The following is a 19643-nucleotide window of genomic DNA, read 5'->3' on the forward strand; positions in this document are numbered from 1 at the left end:
AGGTGTGAAGCTCATTCCGGCTTCGCTGCCCGGCGCTATGCCACCGGCGCCACCTGAGACTCCCTCGGCCTGCCACAGGTCAGAACCGAAGACTTCCTGAGCCCACGTATTCGGATCGCGTTCTTGGAAGCTCACTGAGTTCGTCGACTCGCCACCCACGCATGCAGTCAATCCAAGCAGCAGTATTGCGCCGGAAGCGACAGGTGTCCAACGACGGGTCATATCCGCAGCCTAGCCGACAACGCCAACGTTGGTCAGCAGTAAGTGCCGAAGGCTGCTCATGATGGCTTGTCGCACTCCGGTACGCACCACCGTCCGGGGACACAATCCCAAACTCGAGCTGCGGGAACCGCCGCGCGCGTCGCTGTGCTCACCGCGACCGGAGCCCTCCATTACGGACAGAAATTAGCTGCTATGAACGGCGTGCGCAGATCACGACTTAGGTGGGGTCATGATCCAGGGCGCCCCGGCCACTCCTTGCCTGCCCATGGGTCATAATCAGCGATGAGCTCTTCCTGCGGTGGACGCTCCGCTTCGGGGACGTGCTGCAGGTTCACCCGCACCCTGTACCAAAGCGAGCTCGATCCGCGCATTCCATCCACGAGCACATCGGCCGGGTGCAGGGCTTGGACGAGATCCGCATGCCGGGTCTTCCACTGATCGAGCGCCGCGAGTGCCTCGGGCTTGGTCTTGGTGCGTGCCACCTCGATGAGCGGCATCATCGACTGCCGGCGGCCGGAGCCGTCGCCGCCGCGTGGCGGCTTCTCGGCCGGGCCGAGCTCGGCTGCCAAGGCGAGGAGTCCGTCAAGTGTGCCGACCGCGTCGTCGATACCGGCGTGTGGATCTCCCAGCTCGGCGAACCGCTCGGGCACCGTGCGCACGGTGAATTGTTCGGGCCGGGTGGAGCGGACCTCCTCCCAGGCGAGCGGCGTCGAGACGCGGGCATCGGGCAGGGACCGGACCGAGTACGCCGACGCCACAGTGCGGTCCTTGGCATTCTGGTTGAAGTCGACGAACACGCTCTCGCCGCGCTCCTCCTTCCACCACCGAGCGGTGGCGAGGCCGGGAGCGCGGTTCTCGACCTCACGGGCGAGGGTCTCGGCGGCGAGCCGCACGTCGCGGTACGACCACTTCGGTGCAATGCGCACCAGAATGTGGAGTCCGCGTGACCCGCTCGTCTTCGGCCAACCCACCAGCCCCACGTCGTCGAGCACCTCGCGCGCTACATACGCGACGTCGACGATCTGCGACCAGTCGACACCCGGCATCGGATCGAGGTCGACCCGCAGCTCGTCGGGGTGCTCGAGGTCCTCGGCGCGCACAGGGTGCGGGTTGAGGTCCAGGCATCCAAGATTCACCACCCAGGCCAAGCCGGCTGCATCCCGGATGACAGTCTCTTCGGCTGATGTCCCCGACGCATAGTGCAGGGTTGTTGTGTCGATGAAATCGGGGTGGTTTTCTGGCACGCGCTTCTGAAAGAAAGGCTCAGCGTCGATGCCCTTCGGGAAGCGTTTGAGCACCATCGGGCGGCCGCCGGCGCCACGCAGCGCACCCTCCGCGACGGAGAGGTAGTAACGAACCAGATCGAGTTTCGTCAGCCCGGGCTCGGGGAAAACCATTTTGTCCGGACTCGAGATGCGGACCTCGGAGCCGGCGATGGTGAGGATTTCGGCCGGGGTTTTCGACGGCGTCATTCCACCACGCTAGCAACGATCGGCGGTCCCAGCCACAGGTTGGTGATGTCGACTGGACGGTGCTACTCGGCAGACGGTCGCTTTCGTTGCTGTTTCGTCGCCGCACGCTGTTGCTTTGCGGCGAGGCGCCGTCGGTTCGAACCACGGGTGGGTTTGGTCGCCCGGCGGCGAGCAGCCTCGGGAGCAAGACCTTGCGCCACGAGGTCGGCGAGTTTGGCCAGTGCTATCTCGCGATTGCGCAACTGGGAGCGCCGCTCGGAGGCGGTCACCGTGATCACTCCGGCGGTGAGTCGTGACCCGAGACGCTCGACCAGCATCTGCCGTTGCACATCCGAAAGCGCTGCCGAGTCGGCGACGTTCCACGAGAGCTCGACGCGGCTGTCCGAAGTGTTGACGTGTTGGCCCCCTGGCCCGGACGAACGCGAGAACCGCCAGCTCAGTTCCGACGCGGGAATCGTGAGCGCGCGCGACACCTCCAGATCCATATAACCAGCCTTGCACAGTATTGGAGTTTTCCCTGCTGCAGGGAGTTCCCAGCCGCGTCATGAATGACTAGGCTGTGCGGATGGATAGGAGCCAGTCATGACCACGCGTACTTATCCACCAGGTGTCCCGTGCTGGATCGATACGGAGCAGCCCGATGTCGAGGCAGCCATCGAATTCTACGGCGGCATCTTCGGCTGGATGTTTGAAGACGTGATGCCTCCGGAATCGCCGGACCGCTATGTGATTGCCAAGCTCGATGGCCAGGACGTCGGCGCTATCGCCGGCCCCCGCGAGGGGACTGCCAAGTGGAACACCTACGTCTCCGTGGACAGCGCGGATGCCGCGGCAGAGCGTCTGGTTGCAGCCGGTGCCGTTCTCCGATCGGCGCCGGCCGATGCGGGAGAGGGCGGCCGCGGTGCCTTGCTGACCGATCCGGAGGGGGTCGAGTTCCGCATTTGGGAAGCCAAACGGCGGCCGGGCGTGCAGCTGGCCAACCAGCCGGGAGCATGGAATTTCAGCGATCTTCACACGAGCCGTGCCGATGCCGCCACCGCGTTCTATGAGCAGGCGTTCGGCTGGCAAGTAGACGACGTCGGCTTCGGCAAGTTGATCCGCCGTCCCGGCTATGGCGACCACCTGGAAGCGACGATCGACCCAGGCATTAGAGCACGGCAGTCGGAGATCGCCACCCCGGTGGGTTTCGAGGATGCGGTCGCTTGGCTGGCTCCGGTTGCCCCTGACGAGGTGCCGCATTGGCATGTCTCGTTCACAGTGGCCGATCGCGACCAGACCGTGGTTGACGCTGAGCGGCTGGGCGCGAAAGTCCTTGGGCAGGACGACAACGAATGGACCCGCAGCGCATTGATCCGTGACCCCCAGGGAGCGGAGTTCACCGCCAGCCAATTCGCGCCGACTGGCTTCTGAAAGAGAAGCGGGTCCGGCGGGAGGGACGTGGCGCCGTCGTCGTAATTCTTCAATCAGCGGGTGGGGAGGGGCTCGCCGCCCTGCAGGCCGGCGTGGTGGTCTGCGACGATCATCCGCCGGGCGATGATGGAGCCGATCAGCGAGGTTAGCGCGATGGCAAACAGCAGGATGGCCGGGCCCAGCGAGCTGCCGCCCGTCATGGTGAGGATCCAGGCGGCGAGCGCCGGCATGAACCCGGCAATGATGCCGGAGATGTTCGCCGAAAGTGCAATGGCGGAATAGCGCAGCCGGATCGGGAAGAGCTGGGTGAGCGTTGTTCCCACGGGTGCGTAGGGAATGGAGGCGAACCCCAGCCCCAGGATCATGGCCACGGTGATCAGCAGGGAACTGCGCGTGTCCACCAGCCAGAAGATCGGGAAGGCAACGACGACGGCGATCACGTAGCCGATCACCACCATTTTGGCCGGGGTGATCCGGTCTGCCACCTTGCCGGCGATCGTCATCGAAATGATCTGTGCGACGGCGCCCCACGAGATGGCGGTGAGGATCACCGTGGGCTCCAGCTCCAGGACTCTGCTGACGTAGCTGATCATGAACGTGGTGAGCAGGAAGAAGCCGGCGTTGCCGAACAAATAGGTGCAGATGCCCACAACCAGGCGGCCGGGGATGTGCCGGAAGATCTCGACCACCGGGATGGTCTTGTGCGCGCCCGGTGCGGCGTCGGCGGCGGCGGCACGGTAGTCGGGCGTTTCGTCCACGGCCAGCCGGAGCCAGACACCGACTGCCACGAGCACGATCGAAATCAGGTACGGGATCCGCCAGCCCCATTCGAGGAACTGGTCCCCGGTCCAGGCCACCACGCCGGCCACGATCAGGCTGGACAGCAGGGTGCCGGTGGGGGAGCCGAGCTGGACGACGGCGCCGTAGAATCCGCGCTTCTCCGGCGGTGCGGACTCGACGGCCATCAGGGTGGCACCGCCCCATTCGCCGCCGGTTGCCAGTCCCTGGACGAAACGCAGCGCGGCCAGCAGGATCGGCGCCACGATGCCCGCCGTCTCGAAGGTCGGCAGCACGCCGATAAGGGCGGATGCCACACCCATAACCACGATCGTGATGACGAGGATGCCCTTACGGCCCAGCCGGTCGCCGAAGTGGCCGAAGACCAGTGCTCCGAGCGGCCGGCCGATAAAGCCGACGCCGAAGGTCAGGAAGGCCTGGATGGTGCGCAGCGCGGGGTCGTCGCCGCCGAAGAACAGCGGGGCGAAGACGATCGCGGCGGTGGTACCGAACAGGAAGAAGTCGTACCACTCCAGGGAGGTTCCCACGTAGGAACCCCAGAGTGCTCTGCGCGCTTTTTTCGGGTCGGTCTGGATAGGGGCCAGCGGTGCGGCGTCGTCGGTTTCTCCGGGGATATGGATGCGCCGATGGTGGGGGTGGCCTGACCGCCCGGGTTCGGAGGGAGGCGTTGTATTCAAGGTTCCGTCCTTATCGTCGTCGTAACGGTCTTCGGCAGCGGTTGTTGCCACTCATGATGCTCCTTTGGCCCGACGAACGGAAGGGCTGCGCCCCTGCAACAGGACCAAGGCACAATGGAGGCGTGACTTCTGCGTACCTCTCCTCCGGCCCCGCAAACAGCCCCGGCCTCTTCGACCTGGCCGCCATCGGTGCCGGCCTGGTCTTTGCCGAGTCGTTGGGGGAGCTGGCCGAGGCGATCAGTGCGGGCGGCCCGGCCGGATCCGCGGTGGTGCAGGCTCCTCCCGGTACCGGCAAGACCACCCTGGTGGCGCCGCTGCTGGCGAACCTGGCTTGGAGCAGGGGCGGAGGGGATGCCCGGGACAAGGGCGGCCTTCCCCGCGTTGTGGTCACCCAGCCGCGGCGTGTTGCTGCACGCTCTGCTGCACGTCGTCTCGCCGCTTTGGACGGCACGCGGCTGGGCGACCGCGTTGGGTACACGGTCCGGGGTGAACGCCGGACCGGCGCTGGAACGCTGGTCGAGTTCGTCACGCCGGGCATCCTGCTGCGCCGTCTGCTCGCGGATCCGGGGCTGGAAGGCACGGATGCGGTGATCCTTGACGAGGTCCACGAACGCGGGCTCGAGACCGACCTGCTGCTGGGCATGCTCGCCGAAGTCCGCGAACTACGCGGCGATCTGACGTTCGTGGCAATGTCCGCTACCCTCGACGCCCCGCGCTTCGCCGCTTTGATCGGTAAGTACGACGGCGAGGGGCCGGCTACCGTTGTCGATTGTCCTTCCGCACTCCATCCCTTGGAAACAGTCTGGGCGCCGGCAGCGGTGGCACGGCTGGACGGACGCGGCGTCACCCGCGCCTTCCTGGACCACGTCGCGGATACGGCGGCGGCGTCGCATCAGGAAGCGCTCGCAGCCGACGCGGGGATTGATGCGCTGGTCTTCGTGCCCGGTGCCTGGGAAGTTTCCCACGTCGCCTCCCGCATCCGGAACCGGGTGCGCAGCCACGGTGCGGGGACCGAGGTACTGGAACTGCATGGGCAGGCCGGGCCGGCGGCGCAGGACCGGGCGGTCTCCGGCCGGGAGCCAGGCGAACCGCCGCGGATCATCGTGTCCACGGCGCTCGCCGAATCCTCGCTGACGGTTCCGGGCGTCCGGCTGGTGGTCGACGCGGGTCTGTCGCGGGAGCCACGGCGGGATGCCGCCCGGGGCATGTCCGGCCTGGTCACCGTGTCCTGCTCCCGTGCGTCCGCCGAGCAGCGTGCGGGACGCGCCGCGCGGCAGGGCCCGGGCACGGTGGTGCGTTGTTATGACCAGAAGACTTTCGGGGCTGCAGCGGCCCACCGGACACCCGAGATCATGGCCGCGGACCTGACCGGTGCGGCGCTGGTTCTGGCTTGCTGGGGCGCGCCCGGCGGCCAGGGACTTGCCCTGCCGGACGATCCTCCCCGGAATGCGATGGACGAGGCCGTCGAGGTGCTGCGCGATCTCGGCGCCGTGGAGCCCTCCGGGCATGCCACGGAGCTGGGCAGGACTCTCGCCCGGATTCCGGCGGACCCAAGATTGGGGCGCGCCTTGCTGGACGGCTCCGCTCTGCTGCGGCGTTCCGCCACAACAAAACAGACCACCGCGGCGGAGATTGTCGCTATGGTCTCCGGCGATCTGCGAGCGCCGGGGGCAGACCTCACCCGCCTGCTGTCCGCGCTGCGTGCGGGGCAGGAACCCGCGGCCGCGCGCTGGGTAGAGGAGGTGCGGCGGCTGGAGGGAATCGTGCGCGAGGAGGTTTCCGGCGTCGTACTTGATGGGGAACCATCGGAGCCTGTGCCGGAGGGTGATGCGGTGGGGTTCGTCGTCGCGCTGGCGTTCCCCGGCCGGGTGGCCCGCCGTGTTCCGGGCGGGGGACCGGAACAGTATCTGCTGGCCTCCGGTACCCGGGCTGGCCTGCCCTCCGGCAGCACGCTGGCCGGACACGAATGGCTGGCCGTCGCCGAGGTATCGAGGGCACAGGGGCGCGCTGCGGCCGGAACCGGCGCCGTGATCCGTTCGGCCGCACCGCTGGCTACGGAGACCGCGGAGGCGGCGGCCCGCCACTTGCTGGCCGAGGCCGTGGAAGCCTCCTTCGCAAACGGCAGGGTGACGGCCCGGCGGCAACGCAGGCTAGGCGCCATTGTGCTGTCCTCGACTCCGATCCGGCCCCCGCTGTCCGAGGGGCGCGCCGCAGTGGTCCGCGCGCTGGAGCAGGACGGGCTGTCGGTCATCGGATGGTCGACGGCGGCGGACACTCTGCGCCGCCGGCTCGCCCTGCTGCACCGCGAACTGGGCGAACCCTGGCCGGACGTTTCCGACGAGGCACTTATTGCACGGCTGGATGAGTGGCTGGCGCCGGAGATCGAGGCCCTGGCCGGCGGCACTCCGGCGAATGCGGTCAAACTGACCGATCCCTTGCGGCGGCTGCTGCCCTGGCCGGAGGCGGCACGGCTCGGGGAACTGGCACCCGAGTCGCTGGAAGTACCGAGCGGTTCGCGGGTGCGGATCGACTACCCCGCGATGGAGGACGGAGGCGGCCGCCCGGTGGTGGCGGTCAAGCTACAGGAGTGCTTCGGCTGGGCACGGACGCCGCGGCTGGTGGATGAGCGGGTGCCGGTGTTGTTCCATTTACTCTCGCCGGCCCGGCGCCCACTGGCCGTCACGGATGATCTTGCCTCGTTCTGGTCCGGACCCTACGCGCAAGTCCGGGCGGAAATGCGCGGCCGCTATCCGAAGCACCCCTGGCCCGAGGATCCCTGGACGGCGCGGGCGACGGCACGGGTGACGAGGAAAGCATGACCCGAACGGTGTCCGCGCATGCGGCTCAGCCCGGGGTGAGGACGCAGAACTCGTTGCCTTCCGAGTCGGCGAGGCATACCCATGGCACATCGCCCTGGCCGACGTCCAGGTCACTGGCGCCCAAAGCCTTCAGCCGGGCCACCTCCGCCGCCTGATCGCCACCTGGGTACGGCATCAGGTCGAGATGGACGCGGCCGCACTCGGTCTTCAGGGCGGGCGTGTGGAGGAACTCCAGATACGGGCCGACGCCCTTGGCCGAACGCAGCCTCGCATGATCGTCGGTCACCTCGTGCAGGGTCCAGTCCATCGCCTCGCTCCAGAACCGGGCCATGGCCCGAGGATCTGCGCAGTTGACCATCACCGCAGCGATCGGCCCGGTGTCCCGGTAAACCGGTCGAGGCTCCAGCACACGGAACAGGTTGCCCTCCGGGTCGGCCAGAACTGTCCACGGCACATCACCCTGGCCCACGTCGACGGGCGTCGCGCCGAGCTCCTTCAGGCGTGTGACCAGCTCTGTCTGATGGGCGGCAGAGGTGGTATTGAGATCGAGGTGTGCGCGGTACCTCACGGTCTCAGGGTCCGGGACGGTGACCACATCGACGCAGACGGCGACGGGGTCCGGCCAGTCGAAGCCCACGGGTTCAACGTTGGTTACACCGGGGCCTTCGCTGGAAACGCCCCAGCCGAGCGCCTCCGCCCAAAACCGCCCGAGCGCCGAGTCGTCCTGAGCCTTGAAATTCACCTGAACAAGTCGCAACGCCATACCGCCTGACCCTATACCGAGGCACACCCGAGATAAAGAGGCACATCTGGCTGTCCGTTGCCGGTGCCGCAGGGTGCTGGGACGATAGTGGCATCAGAAATGGGCGTGGTTCAGTACCCAAGGCGGTGGCAGATGATGGGCGGCATGAGCTCCGGCGAGCATGAGCGAAGGCTGGCGCGCGCGGCCGAACTGCGTGCCGCGCGTGCTTCCGGCGGCCGCCGGACTCACAGCACGGACGCGGACGAGGAAGCGCGGCGTAAGCGCAACAAGATCAGCGACGCGGCCAAGGCGGACTACCTCATCCGCGACGCAATGGCGCGCGGTGAATTCGACAATCTGGAGTACGCCGGAAAACCAATCCCGGGGCTGGGGGAGCGCTACGACCCGGACTGGTGGATCAAGGGCCTGATCCAGCGCGAACACATCACCGGGCTGGGACCGGCAGCCATCATGCTGCGCACTGAGGACGCCGGGCTGGACCAGGTGCTGGACAAGCAGTACAGGGAGAAACAGGTCCGCGAGATCGTCGAGGACTTCAATACCCGCGTGATCGAAGCCCGGCGCCAGCTGCTCGGCGGACCGCCGGTCATTACCAAGACCAGGGATGTCGACGGCGAGGTGGCCCGTTGGCGTGAACGCAAGGCAGCCCGTGCGGCAGCAGCCCCGGCCAGGCCGGCACCGGAAATCAAGCGTCCCTGGTGGCGGCGGATCTGGAGCCGGCCGGCGTAAGCGACTTCAGCCGCGTTCCGTCGGGTTCCGGCCGAAGCGGAGTCAGCTCTTGGCTTGCAGGAACGCCGCGGCGGGTTCGGCCAGGGAAGCACCGACCTGGTCCGCGGTGCGCTTCAAGCCCGCGACCTCCAAGGAATGGCCGCCGCCCTCCAGCCACTGCAGCACAGCGGTTGCCCCGATGCGGGAAACAACATTCTCCAGGATTTCAGGCGTGGCGAACGGATCGCGCGTCCCTTGGAGGAAAAGCATCGGCAGGGTCAGTCCGTAGAGGTGCTCGTCACGGAGCTTCTCCGGCTTACCCGGCGGATGCAGCGGGTAGCCAAGGTAGACCAGTCCTGCCGCAGGCATACCTTCGGCGACGGCCATCGAGGCCATGCGCCCACCGAAGGATTTGCCGGCCGCCCAGAGCGGCTCGCCGTTCGCTTCCGCGGCGGCAAAGTCCATGGCGGCGCGCCAGGCGGCGATTGCGGCCGGCGGGCGGTCCGGGAACTTCCTGCCTGCCTCGCGGTAGGGGAAGTTGAAGCGCAAGGTGGCTACGCCGTCGTCGTTCAATGCCCGGGTGAAGCCCTGCAGGAACGGATGCTCCATGCCGGCGCCTGCCCCGTGGGCCACGACCATTGTGGCCAGCGGGTTATCGGGCCGGGCATAGACGCCCGAGACCGGTGTCTCGCCGACGGAGATGGTGACGGGGGATTCGGAGGTGGCCATGTATCCATCATGCTGGATGCGCCGCCCAACCCTTGCCGTTTCCGCTGCCGCGGGTGTCGAATCTAATCACAGGAAATGGGCACAGGCGGCTGCGGCTAGGGGAGGGCTAGGGGAGATGTCATGTCGGTAAAAGGGACAAACGGTCAGGGGAAGGGGCCCGGGCGCTCCGGGACTGCACTGCGACGGGCCGGCGGGTCCACCGCGATGCAGGCCGAGCGGCCGGAGCAGATCCGCAACGTCGCGCTGGTGGGGCATTCGGGGGCAGGGAAGACGATGCTGGCCGAGGCATTGCTGGCCGCCACCGGAGCCATCGGCAGGATGGGCTCCATCGCCGACGGGACGACGGTCAGTGACTCGGATCCCGCGGAGATCCACCAGCAGCGGTCGGTGTCGCTGTCCGTGCTGCCGGTGGTTTTCAACGACATCAAAGTAAACCTGCTCGACACGCCCGGCTACGCGGATTTCATCGGCGAACTGCGGGCCGGACTGCGCGCCGCGGATGCAGTGCTGTTCGTGGTGTCGGCCGTGGACGATATCGATGCGGCCACCATCGCACTATGGAACGAGTGCGAAGAAGCCGCAATGCCCCGGGCCGTGGCGATCAGCCGGCTAGATCATCCCCGGACCGATTACGCACGGGCGCTCGCAGATGCCCAGCAGGCATTCGGTGATGCCGTCCTGCCGCTCTTCCTCCCGGTGGGCGCCGGCGAAACGTTCCGGGGATTGCACGGGTTGCTCTCAGGCACGGTGTCGGAATACCCGGCCGGGGAGTTGCAGCCTGCCCAACGTGCCGCGACGGAGGCGGAACTGGCGGCGGCTGAGTCCGCTCGCGGTGCGCTGATCGAAGGGATCATCGCCGAAAGCGAGGACGAGACGCTGATGGACCGCTATCTCGGTGGTGAGCAGATCGGCGAGGAAACGTTGGTCGGGGACCTGGAAACCGCCGTCGTCCATGGTTCCTTCTTTCCGGTGGTGCCCGTCTCGGCGGAGACGTTGGTCGGGACCGCCGAAGTGCTGCATCTGCTCATCCGGGCCTTCCCCTCGCCCGCCGAGCGCGACCTGCCGGCAGCGATGAACCTCTATGGCAAGCCTGCCCGGGCGCTGAGCTGCGATCCGGAGGGTCCGCTCGCCGGTGAGGTGGTGCGGACCAGCATCGATCCCTTTCTGGGCCGCGTCTGCCTGGTGCGTTTGTTCTCCGGCACTTTACGCGAGGACACTGCTATTCACGTGAGCGGGCATGGCATGGCTGAACGCGGGCACCCGGACCACGACAGCGACGAGCGGGTCACCCATCTGCATGCCCCGGTCGGGTCGGCCCTGCAGGCGGTGCCGTTCTGCGTGGCGGGTGACATCTGTGCGCTGACCAAGGTGGGCAATGCCGAAACGAGCGACACGATCTCGGCCAAGGACACACCGTTGCTGATCGAACCGTGGCCTATGCCGGAACCGCTGCTGCCGGTGGCGGTCGAGGCAGCTTCGCATGGCGATGAAGACGCCCTCGCCCGCAGCCTGGCGAAGGTGGCTTCAGGGGATCCGACGCTGCGGGTGGAGCGGAACGCCGAAACCCGCCAACTGGTGCTGTGGTGCATGGGCGAAGCCCATGCGGACGTGGTGCTGGGGAGGCTGGCCGACCAGGGAGTCCAGCTCCAGACGGTCAATGTCATCACGCCGCTGCGGGAGACCTTCGCGGAGCCGGCCAAGGGGCATGGCCGGTACGTCAAGCAGTCCGGTGGCCACGGCCAGTTTGCCATCTGCGACATAGAGGTTGAGCCTCTCGGGCGCGGGGCAGGATTCGAATTTGTCGACAGGATCGTCGGAGGGGCCATCCCGGGGCCGTTCATCGGGTCGGTGGAGAAAGGCCTTAGGGCACAGCTGCTCAAGGGCGTTTCCGCGGGGTTCCCTGTTGTGGACATCCGCGTGACGCTGGTCGGCGGCAAGGCGCACAGCGTCGACTCCTCGGATGCCGCCTTCCAGTCCGCCGGGGCGCTGGCCCTGCGCGAAGCGGCGGCGGGGGCGCGCATCCAGCTGCTGGAACCGGTGTCCGCGGTGACCGTCATGGTGCCGGACGAATACGTTGGCGCCGTGCTCAGCGACTTGTCCTCCCGCCGCGGTCGGGTGACGGGAACGACGTCGGTGGGCGGCGACCGTACTGAAATCAGCGCCGAAGTGCCGGACGAGGAATTACTGCGGTACGCCATCCACTTGCGCTCGCTGACCGCAGGCACCGGGAGCTTCCGGCGCGGCTACCTGCGGCATGAGCCGGTGCCTTCCAATGTCACACCGGCAGCTGTAGGCGGCTAAGACCCTTACTCGAACCTGGAGGGATCGCCCATACCGCGCCGAACAACCTCGGCACCGCCGCCCGAGAAGTCGATCACGGTGGTCGGCTCGGCACCGCAGTCCCCGGAGTCGACCACGCCGTCGACAACGTGTTCCAGGTGCTCCTTGATCTCCCACCCCTGCGTCAGCGGCTCCTCCTGGCCGGGAAGCAGCAAAGTGCTGGAGAGCAGCGGTTCGTTGAGCTCGGCCAGGATGGCATGGACCACTTTGTTGTTGGGAATGCGGACTCCCACGGTCTTCTTCTTCGGATGCAGCAGGCGACGCGGAACTTCCTTTGTCGCCGGCAGGATAAAGGTATAGCTGCCCGGCGTGACCGACTTGATGCTGCGGAAGACGTCATTGTCGATCAGGACGAACTGCCCGAGCTGGGAAAAATCCTTGCAGACCAAGGTGAAGTGGTGCTTGTCATCGAGCTGGCGGATGGTGCGGATCCGCTCCAGCGCCTCCTTGTTACCGAGTTGCGCACCCAGCGCGTAACAGGAATCCGTGGGGTACGCGATCAGCCCACCCGACTGCACCAGGTCGACGATCTGCCCTACGGTGCGCGGTTGGGGGTTCTCAGGATGAACATCAAAGTATCTCGCCATGGAACGAGCTTACGGACCACGGTCGGCAGATGCACCTGCCGGAAGTGGGTGACGGCCGCCGTGGTTGTCGGTATGTTGTTCCCATGGCCAGCGAAGCAACGACGCTCACGGTTGAGGGACCCCACGGCGAGCGGGAAATGCGCATTTCCAGTCCCAGCAGAGTGCTGTGGCCCGACCTGGGCCTGACGAAGCTGGACCTAGCCCGCTACATCGCCGACGTGGGCGAGGCCTTCGTGGTCGCGAACGGGGACAGGCCCGTCTCCCTCCAGCGGTTTCCCGAGGGAATCGACGGCGAAATGTTCTTTTCGAAGAACCCGCCCAAGGGTGTGCCCGAATTCGTGCGGTCCGTGAAGGTGGTGTACCCCAGCGCCAGATCGCACCCCCAGCTGGTTATCGATGAACCTGCCGCCGCCGTCTGGGCAGTGCAGATGAACACGATCGTCTTCCACCCCTGGCCCTCGCGCGCCGGGAACTCGGACAATCCGGACCAGCTGCGCATCGACCTCGACCCGCAACCCGGGACCGACTTTGACGACGCCGTTCCAGCCGCCCTGGAACTTCGATCGGTACTCGCCGAGGCCGGACTGACCGCCTTCATCAAGACGTCAGGCAACCGCGGGCTGCACGTGTTCGCGCCGATCGAACCTACCCGCGAGTTCCTGGACGTGCGCCACGCCGTGATAGCGGCCGCCCGCGAGCTAGAACGCCGCATGCCGCAGCAGATCACCACCAACTGGTGGAAGGAAGAACGCGGAGAACGGGTGTTTGTGGACTTCAACCAGGCCAACCGTGACCGGACCATGGCCGGTGCGTATAGTCCGCGGGCCTTGCCCCAGGCCCCCGTTTCCTGTCCGCTCGAATGGGACGAGCTGGAAACGGCGGACCCGAAGCAATTCACTATCGCCACGGTGCCTGACCGGCTCAGGACCACCGGCGACCCTTGGGCGGACATGCACGCCAGTCCCGGCACCATCGACGTGCTCCTGAAATGGTGGGAGCGAGACCTGGCGGCAGGGCTCGGTGAGATGCCGTTCCCGCCCGATTACCCGAAGATGCCGGGTGAGCCGCCGCGGGTGCAGCCGAGCCGGGCGAAGAAGAAGAGCTAGACGCGTTGGGGATGGCTGCAACCGAGCTGGAGCAGTTGGCTACGAAGGGTCGCTCTGGTCCATCCACCACTCGGTGAACTCCCGGGCCAGGCCCTCGGCCGTTAGCTTGATCACCCACAGGTTGCTGTAGGTCGGCCCGTCCCGGTAAACCGTGGTGCCCTGGATGATCGACACGTCCGGGGTGGCGACCAGTTCGGACCATTCGAACGCCGTGCTTCCCGGAGCATCCTGTTTCTCCAGCCACCCGGCCACGATCTCCTCGTGTCCCCGCCACGGCACCACCCACGGATCGGTCCGGTATTCGGCGTCCTCGGTAAACAGCGCGCGGATATCGTCCGGCTCATTCGATTCCCACGCCCGCCTATAGCCGGTGATCCATGACTCAAGATTGCCGCTCATGGACCAGTTGTACTGCCAGCGAGTTCGCGCCACAAGCCCAAGGATCCGCCGCTTCACCGACCTATGGCTGCCGGATGGGGTTTGTCGCTGCTCCGGCGGCATCTACAATCGGTTAGCGCCGCACCCGCAGCTGAACCAATCATGACCCCCGGGTGAACGGCAGCCGAACTTTCCCGCTGACCAGATTGGGCACCAGGTGGATCTCACCTTAATGGTCGTGCTTGTCATAGCACTGGCCTTGTTCTTCGACTTTACGAACGGCTTCCACGACACGGCGAATGCGATGGCAACCCCCATTGCCACCGGTGCCATCAAGCCCAAGGCCGCGGTCCTGCTGGCAGCCATCCTGAACCTGGTGGGCGCGTTCCTGTCCACCGAAGTGGCCCAGACCATCTCCGGCGGGCTGATCAGGGAAGGCGAGGGCGGAATCCAAATCAGCCCCGTCATGATCTTTGCCGGCCTGATCGGGGCCATCGTGTGGAACATGATCACCTGGCTGCTGGGGCTGCCATCGAGCTCCTCGCACGCCTTGTTCGGCGGCCTGATCGGTGCCGCCATCGTCGGTGCCGGATTCGCCGCGGTGGACTACGGCGTCGTCGTCTCCAAACTCCTGCTGCCGGCCGTGCTGGCGCCGTTGATCGCCGGCACCGTGGCCTACCTGGGTACCAAGTTGGCGTATGCCATAACCCGTCGCCAGGGAAATTCTGCTGCACCCAAACGCGGTGGCTTCCGCTATGGACAGATCTTCTCCTCGTCGCTGGTGGCCCTGGCCCACGGCACTAACGATGCCCAGAAGACCATGGGCGTCATCACCCTGGTACTGATCGCCGGCGGCTTCCAGTCGGCCGGCAGCGGACCGGTTTTCTGGGTGATCGCCGCCTGCGGTCTGGCCATCGCCCTGGGCACGTACTCCGGTGGCTGGCGGATCATCCGTACCATGGGCTCGGGGCTGACCGAGGTGAAGCCGGCGCAGGGTTTCGCCGCCGAGACGTCCACCGCGTCGGCGATTCTGGCGTCGTCGCACTTGGGTTTTGCGCTCTCTACCACGCAGGTCGCTTCCGGCTCCGTGATCGGCTCCGGGCTGGGCCGCAAAGGGGCCAAGGTCCGCTGGAACACCGCGGGCCGGATCGGTATCGGCTGGCTGCTGACCCTGCCTGCCGCCGGCGGCGTCGGTGCACTGGCGGCCTGGGTGGCCCACCTCGGCGTCGCGGGCATCATCATCGACGCGGTCGCGGGAATCCTGATCATCCTCGCGATGTACGTCGTTTCCCAGCGGTCCAAGGTCGGCCATGACAACGCCATCAGCGACGTCGACCAGGCAGGCGAGGTAGTCAAGATCAAGCGCAAACGCAAGAAAAAGAAGGACCGGCTGGAGGCAGGACAATGAGTATCGACTGGTTTGCATTTGTTATTGTCGCCGTCGCCACGCTGGTGGCTTCCATGGTCGTGGTCGGGTTTTACGGGCTGGGCATGCGTCTGCTGGCGGTAGCCACGGACGCCGCTCCAACGCGGCAGCCCGCGGTCCGGCTAAGTGCCTACGCCTGCTTTGCGGTGTGCGTCGCCGCCGTGCTGTACGGCATCTATCTGATCGTGCCTGCTTTTCACTGATGAACCGGGCTAGCATGGGCCCATGGCACGCACGCTCTACTACGTTGCAAGCTCGCTGGACGGGTACATCGCGGACGAAAACGACAAGCTGGACTGGTTGTTCCGGTTTAACGACGCCGAAGGCGTGGCGGACACCTACAAGTCCTTCATCGCGGGGATCGGCGCCATTGTCATGGGCTCCCAGACGTACAAGTTCATTCTGGACCAGGGCGGTGCCGATGCCTGGGAGTACGGACAGATGCCTACCTGGGTCTTTACGCACCACGAGCTGCCGGGCATCGCCGGCGCGGACATCACCTTTGTCCGCGGGGACATCTCGCTGTTCCACGCGAACATAATTGCCGACGCCGGGGACAAGGACGTCTGGGTGGTCGGCGGCGGTTCCCTGGCCGCGCAGTACCTGGACGCCGGGTTGCTCGACGAGTTGATTGTCACATACGTGCCGGTCGCGATCGGCCGGGGCAAGAGCCTGCTGCCCGTGGGGTCGGCGACGGAACCTGCCCAGCTGCTTGGCTCGCGGACCCTTGGCGCCGGCATGGTGGAACTAAGCTACCGCTTCACCGCTGGCGGTCCCGCAACCGAAGCGGGCCGGTAGGCCAGGATTTACTCGTAATCCCTGCTTTACGCGTTGGCCCTGATCATGTTGGTGATGCGGGCGGTGGAAAGCCGGCGCCCCTGGTCATCGGTCATGGCCACTTCGTGGACCGTCAGAGTCCGGCCCAGGTGGATGGCGGTGGCCGTGCCGGTCACCAGCCCCGCGGCCGCGGCACGGTGATGGGTAGCGCTGACTTCGATGCCCAGCGCGTGCCGGTCAGGCCCGGCATGGATGGCAGCGGCGAAGGATCCCAGAGTTTCGGCCATCACCGTGTGCGCACCCCCGTGCAGGATCCCGGCCACCTGCGTGTTGCCCTCGACCGGCATGGTGGCAACCATCCGCTCGGCGCTCATGTGCGAAAAAACGATCCCCATTTTCACCACCAGGGCGCCCACGCCCATATGCCGCAGCCACGGACGCAGTTCCACCGGCACCCCTGCGGAAACAAGCTCTTCAGTCAAATCCGGGGCTGCCGCCGGAACCGCTTCCGGTGTGAAATTGTCGCTCATGGGAACTAGGCTGGCACCTGTGAGTGAAACTAACAAACCGGTGTCCCCAGCCGGCGATACGCTGACGGCCACGGCCGCAGCCCCTGAAGGAAATTCCAGCCAGGAACGAAAGCGCCTGCTGGTCATCGATGGCCATTCCATGGCATTCCGGGCGTTCTACGCCCTGCCGGCGGACAAGTTCTCCACGGATACAGGGCAGCACACCAACGCTGTCTACGGTTTCACTTCCATGCTGCTGGTCATGATCCGCGAGCACAAGCCGACCCACGTGGCGGTGGCGTTCGACCTTGACACTCCCACATTCCGCGACCAGGAATACAGCGAATACAAGGGCGGGCGGAGCAAGACCCCGCAGGAATTCCATGGCCAGGTGGACCTGATCATCAAGCTCATGGAGGCCATGCGGATCCCCACCATCTCCATGGACGGGTTCGAGGCCGATGACATCATCGCCACCCTTGCCACCCAGGGCGAAGCAGCCGGCTGGGATGTGCTGGTGGTCTCGGGCGACCGCGATGCGTTCCAGCTCATTACGGACAACGTGACGGTGCTCTACCCGAAGAAGGGCATCAGCGACATCCCGCCCATGGACGCCGCGGCTGTGGAGGCCAAGTACTTCGTGTCCCCGGCCCGCTACTCGGATCTGGCGGCGCTCGTTGGCGAGACCGCGGACAATCTTCCCGGCGTGCCGGGCGTGGGGCCGAAGACGGCCGCCAAGTGGATCAACCAGTATGGCGGTCTGGACGGCATCCTGGAGAACCTGGATTCCATCGGCGGCAAGGTCGGTGACGCCCTCCGGGCCAATGTCGAGGACGTCAAGCGCAACCGCCGGCTCAATCATCTGCTCAGGGACATGGATCTGCCGGTCAATCTGGAAACCATGCTCCTGCAGCAGCCGGACCGGGACGCCATCGAGGAACTCTTCGACGCCCTCCAGTTCAACACTTTGCGCAAGCGGTTGATCGACACCTTTGGCGGCGAAGAGCAGGTCGAGGACACCGAGGTCCACGCACCGCAGCACGTGGTTTTGACGAATGAGAAGGAACTGGACGACTGGCTCGACAGCACCAACCAGCTCCCGGTCGCCGTGCAGTTGGTCACCGAGCAATCCACAGCAGGGGACGACGGCGTGGGCCTGGCCTTGGTGAGCCCCACGGCTGCCGCTTACGTTGCCTTTGAAGGCCTCGACGCCGACGCCGAGCGCCGGCTTGCGGAGTGGTTGGAGGATCTGGATGCGCCCAAGGTCATCCACGATTTCAAGTCGGCCTACAAGCTGCTCGCCGTCCGGGGCCTCGAGCTGGCGGGCGTCGTTGATGACACCGCGATCTCCGCGTACCTGATCCAGCCGGACCGCCGCAACTACGATCTGGCCGATCTGGCGCAGTACCACTTGAAACTCTCGGTAGCATCGGCGGCATCGCCCGGCGGCGGCCAGCTGGAGCTGAGCCTCGGGGGAGACGATGTGGCGGCTCCCGCCGTCGCAAAAGCTTTTGCCTCGCTGGAACTGAGCGAGCACTTCGCTGGCCAGCTCATCGAGCGCGGCGCGAACCAGCTGCTGGCGGGACTGGATCTGCCGCTGTCGCTGGTGCTGGCCCGGATGGAGCTGGACGGCATTGCTGTTGCCGTGGACAAGCTGGACGGTCTGATGGACGGCTTCAACTCCACTATCAACGCCGCAAGCTCGGAAGCCTTCCGGATCATCGGCAAGGAGATCAATCTGGGTTCGCCGAAACAACTCCAGACGGTCCTGTTCGACGAGCTGGAACTGCCCAAGACCAAGAAGATCAAGACGGGCTACTCCACTGATGCGGACGCCCTGAATGATCTGATCGCCAAAACGCAGCATCCGTTCCTGGTGCAGCTGCTGGCTTACCGGGATGCCACCAAACTCAAGCAGACGGTGGAAGGGCTGAAAAAGTCGGTAGCCGAGGACGGCCGCATCCACACCACGTACGCGCAGACGGTGGCTGCGACCGGGCGCCTGTCATCGAACAACCCGAACCTGCAGAACATCCCCGTCCGCTCCGAAGAGGGCCGCCGCATCCGCGAAGTCTTCATCGTGGGGGAAGGCTATGAAACGCTGCTCACCGCGGACTACTCGCAGATCGAAATGCGCATCATGGCGCACCTGTCCGGTGACGAGGGACTGATCCAGGCCTTCCGCCAGGGCGAGGACCTGCACAGGTTCGTCGGCGCCCACATCTTCGGAGTGGCCCCGGAAGAGGTCACCAGCGAGATGCGCGCGAAGGTGAAGGCGATGTCCTACGGCCTGGTGTACGGCCTGAGTTCCTTCGGGCTGTCCAAACAGCTGAAGATTTCGGTTGATGAGGCCCGGACCCTGATGAAGGACTACTTCGCGCGGTTCGGGGCCGTACGGGACTACCTGCGCGGCATTGTCGAGCAGGCACGCAAGGACGGTTTCACTTCCACGATTGAAGGCCGCCGCCGCTACCTACCGGACCTGAACAGCGATAACCGCCAGCTGCGCGAGATGTCGGAGCGGGCTGCGCTGAACGCACCCATCCAAGGTTCGGCAGCGGACATCATCAAGAAGGCAATGCTCGGTGTTGAGGCCGGGCTCAGGCGCCAGAAGCTGTCCTCAAGGATGCTGCTGCAGGTGCATGACGAACTGGTACTTGAGGTGGCCCCGGGGGAGCGCGAGACGGTGGAGAAGCTGGTGCGGGAGCAGATGGCGGCAGCAGCCGAGCTGACTGTTCCGCTGGATGTGTCGGTCGGTGTCGGCAACAACTGGAACGAAGCCGGCCACTGATCCGGATGGCTGAAGCCGGCCGCGTGGGCCGGCTTCAGCGGTGCGGTCTGCGCCGCGCCAGACAGGCCCCCTCTCATTTTTGTCTCATTTACTGCCGGTAGGGTTTCCTTGATCGTTTAAGCCGGCTATGC

Annotated in this window: 17 protein-coding genes; 9 read left to right on the forward strand and 8 right to left on the reverse strand. The window is 66.1% G+C overall.

Features of this window, described 5'->3' with window-relative positions:
- Window positions 1-449: 449 nt before the first annotated feature.
- Both ligD (B0G38_RS10560) and arfB read right to left on the reverse strand, forming a co-directional pair.
- A complete protein-coding gene (gene ligD, locus B0G38_RS10560; RefSeq protein WP_264669411.1) occupies window positions 450-1694 on the reverse strand; it encodes a non-homologous end-joining DNA ligase in 1245 nt (414 codons plus the stop codon).
- Between the two features lie 62 nt (window positions 1695-1756).
- Window positions 1757-2179 carry an alternative ribosome rescue aminoacyl-tRNA hydrolase ArfB gene (gene arfB, locus B0G38_RS10565; protein ID WP_264669412.1) on the reverse strand — a complete coding sequence of 141 codons (423 nt, stop codon included), beginning with the start codon at window positions 2177-2179 and terminating at the stop codon, window positions 1757-1759.
- A gap of 97 nt (window positions 2180-2276) precedes the next feature.
- On the opposite strand from arfB, the gene B0G38_RS10570 reads away from it, so the two are divergent.
- Complete coding sequence (locus tag B0G38_RS10570; protein ID WP_264669413.1) at window positions 2277-3104, forward strand: VOC family protein; 828 nt, start codon at window positions 2277-2279, stop codon at window positions 3102-3104.
- A gap of 53 nt (window positions 3105-3157) precedes the next feature.
- On the opposite strand, the gene B0G38_RS10575 is transcribed toward B0G38_RS10570, so the two are convergent.
- Window positions 3158-4630 carry an MFS transporter gene (locus B0G38_RS10575; protein ID WP_264669414.1) on the reverse strand — a complete coding sequence of 491 codons (1473 nt, stop codon included), beginning with the start codon at window positions 4628-4630 and terminating at the stop codon, window positions 3158-3160.
- Between the two features lie 2 nt (window positions 4631-4632).
- Here B0G38_RS10575 and hrpB point away from each other — a divergent pair, with 2 nt between their 5' ends.
- On the forward strand, window positions 4633-7398 hold the full coding sequence (hrpB, locus tag B0G38_RS10580; protein WP_413542055.1) for an ATP-dependent helicase HrpB: 2766 nt from the start codon (window positions 4633-4635) through the stop codon (window positions 7396-7398).
- Between the two features lie 25 nt (window positions 7399-7423).
- Here hrpB and B0G38_RS10585 read toward each other — a convergent pair whose 3' ends face one another.
- Entirely contained in the window at window positions 7424-8161 is a 738-nt protein-coding gene (locus B0G38_RS10585; RefSeq protein ID WP_264669416.1) for a VOC family protein, read from the reverse strand.
- 135 nt (window positions 8162-8296) lie between these two features.
- Here B0G38_RS10585 and B0G38_RS10590 point away from each other — a divergent pair, with 135 nt between their 5' ends.
- The gene (locus tag B0G38_RS10590) at window positions 8297-8890 is read left to right on the forward strand and encodes a DnaJ family domain-containing protein (RefSeq protein ID WP_264669500.1); all 594 of its coding nucleotides are present in this window, start codon (window positions 8297-8299) and stop codon (window positions 8888-8890) included.
- A gap of 42 nt (window positions 8891-8932) precedes the next feature.
- Here B0G38_RS10590 and B0G38_RS10595 read toward each other — a convergent pair whose 3' ends face one another.
- Complete coding sequence (locus tag B0G38_RS10595) at window positions 8933-9598, reverse strand: alpha/beta hydrolase family protein (protein ID WP_264669417.1); 666 nt, start codon at window positions 9596-9598, stop codon at window positions 8933-8935.
- Between the two features lie 120 nt (window positions 9599-9718).
- On the opposite strand from B0G38_RS10595, the gene B0G38_RS10600 reads away from it, so the two are divergent.
- Window positions 9719-11899, forward strand: coding sequence for an elongation factor G-like protein EF-G2 (locus B0G38_RS10600; RefSeq protein ID WP_264669418.1), 2181 nt, complete (start codon window positions 9719-9721; stop codon window positions 11897-11899).
- Between the two features lie 5 nt (window positions 11900-11904).
- Here B0G38_RS10600 and B0G38_RS10605 read toward each other — a convergent pair whose 3' ends face one another.
- Window positions 11905-12525: an L-threonylcarbamoyladenylate synthase gene (locus tag B0G38_RS10605; RefSeq protein WP_264669419.1), complete on the reverse strand. Its 621-nt coding sequence runs from the start codon at window positions 12523-12525 to the stop codon at window positions 11905-11907.
- 83 nt (window positions 12526-12608) lie between these two features.
- On the opposite strand from B0G38_RS10605, the gene ligD (B0G38_RS10610) reads away from it, so the two are divergent.
- The gene (gene ligD / locus B0G38_RS10610; protein ID WP_264669420.1) at window positions 12609-13631 is read left to right on the forward strand and encodes a non-homologous end-joining DNA ligase; all 1023 of its coding nucleotides are present in this window, start codon (window positions 12609-12611) and stop codon (window positions 13629-13631) included.
- 39 nt (window positions 13632-13670) lie between these two features.
- Here the strand turns inward: ligD (B0G38_RS10610) and B0G38_RS10615 are convergent, their stop codons facing one another.
- Window positions 13671-14030: a nuclear transport factor 2 family protein gene (locus B0G38_RS10615; RefSeq protein WP_264669421.1), complete on the reverse strand. Its 360-nt coding sequence runs from the start codon at window positions 14028-14030 to the stop codon at window positions 13671-13673.
- A gap of 196 nt (window positions 14031-14226) precedes the next feature.
- On the opposite strand from B0G38_RS10615, the gene B0G38_RS10620 reads away from it, so the two are divergent.
- From B0G38_RS10620 to B0G38_RS10630, 3 genes are read left to right on the forward strand one after another with little or no spacing between them, the layout of a single operon-like run.
- Window positions 14227-15417 (forward strand): inorganic phosphate transporter, encoded by a 1191-nt coding sequence (locus B0G38_RS10620; RefSeq protein WP_319801239.1) that lies wholly within the window; start codon window positions 14227-14229, stop codon window positions 15415-15417.
- Entirely contained in the window at window positions 15414-15638 is a 225-nt protein-coding gene (locus B0G38_RS10625; protein WP_264669423.1) for a hypothetical protein, read from the forward strand. The genes B0G38_RS10620 and B0G38_RS10625 overlap by 4 nt, the downstream gene beginning before the upstream one ends.
- Before the next feature lie 22 nt (window positions 15639-15660).
- A complete protein-coding gene (locus B0G38_RS10630; protein WP_264669424.1) occupies window positions 15661-16233 on the forward strand; it encodes a dihydrofolate reductase family protein in 573 nt (190 codons plus the stop codon).
- 26 nt (window positions 16234-16259) lie between these two features.
- On the opposite strand, the gene B0G38_RS10635 is transcribed toward B0G38_RS10630, so the two are convergent.
- Window positions 16260-16742 (reverse strand): hotdog fold thioesterase, encoded by a 483-nt coding sequence (locus B0G38_RS10635; protein WP_264669425.1) that lies wholly within the window; start codon window positions 16740-16742, stop codon window positions 16260-16262.
- Between B0G38_RS10635 and polA the strand changes: the two genes are divergently transcribed.
- Window positions 16741-19512 (forward strand): DNA polymerase I, encoded by a 2772-nt coding sequence (gene polA, locus B0G38_RS10640; RefSeq protein WP_413542056.1) that lies wholly within the window; start codon window positions 16741-16743, stop codon window positions 19510-19512. The genes B0G38_RS10635 and polA overlap by 2 nt on opposite strands.
- The last annotated feature ends 131 nt before the right edge of the window (window positions 19513-19643 follow it).

The organism is Crystallibacter permensis, from assembly GCF_025960875.1.
GTDB lineage: Bacteria > Actinomycetota > Actinomycetes > Actinomycetales > Micrococcaceae > Crystallibacter > Crystallibacter permensis.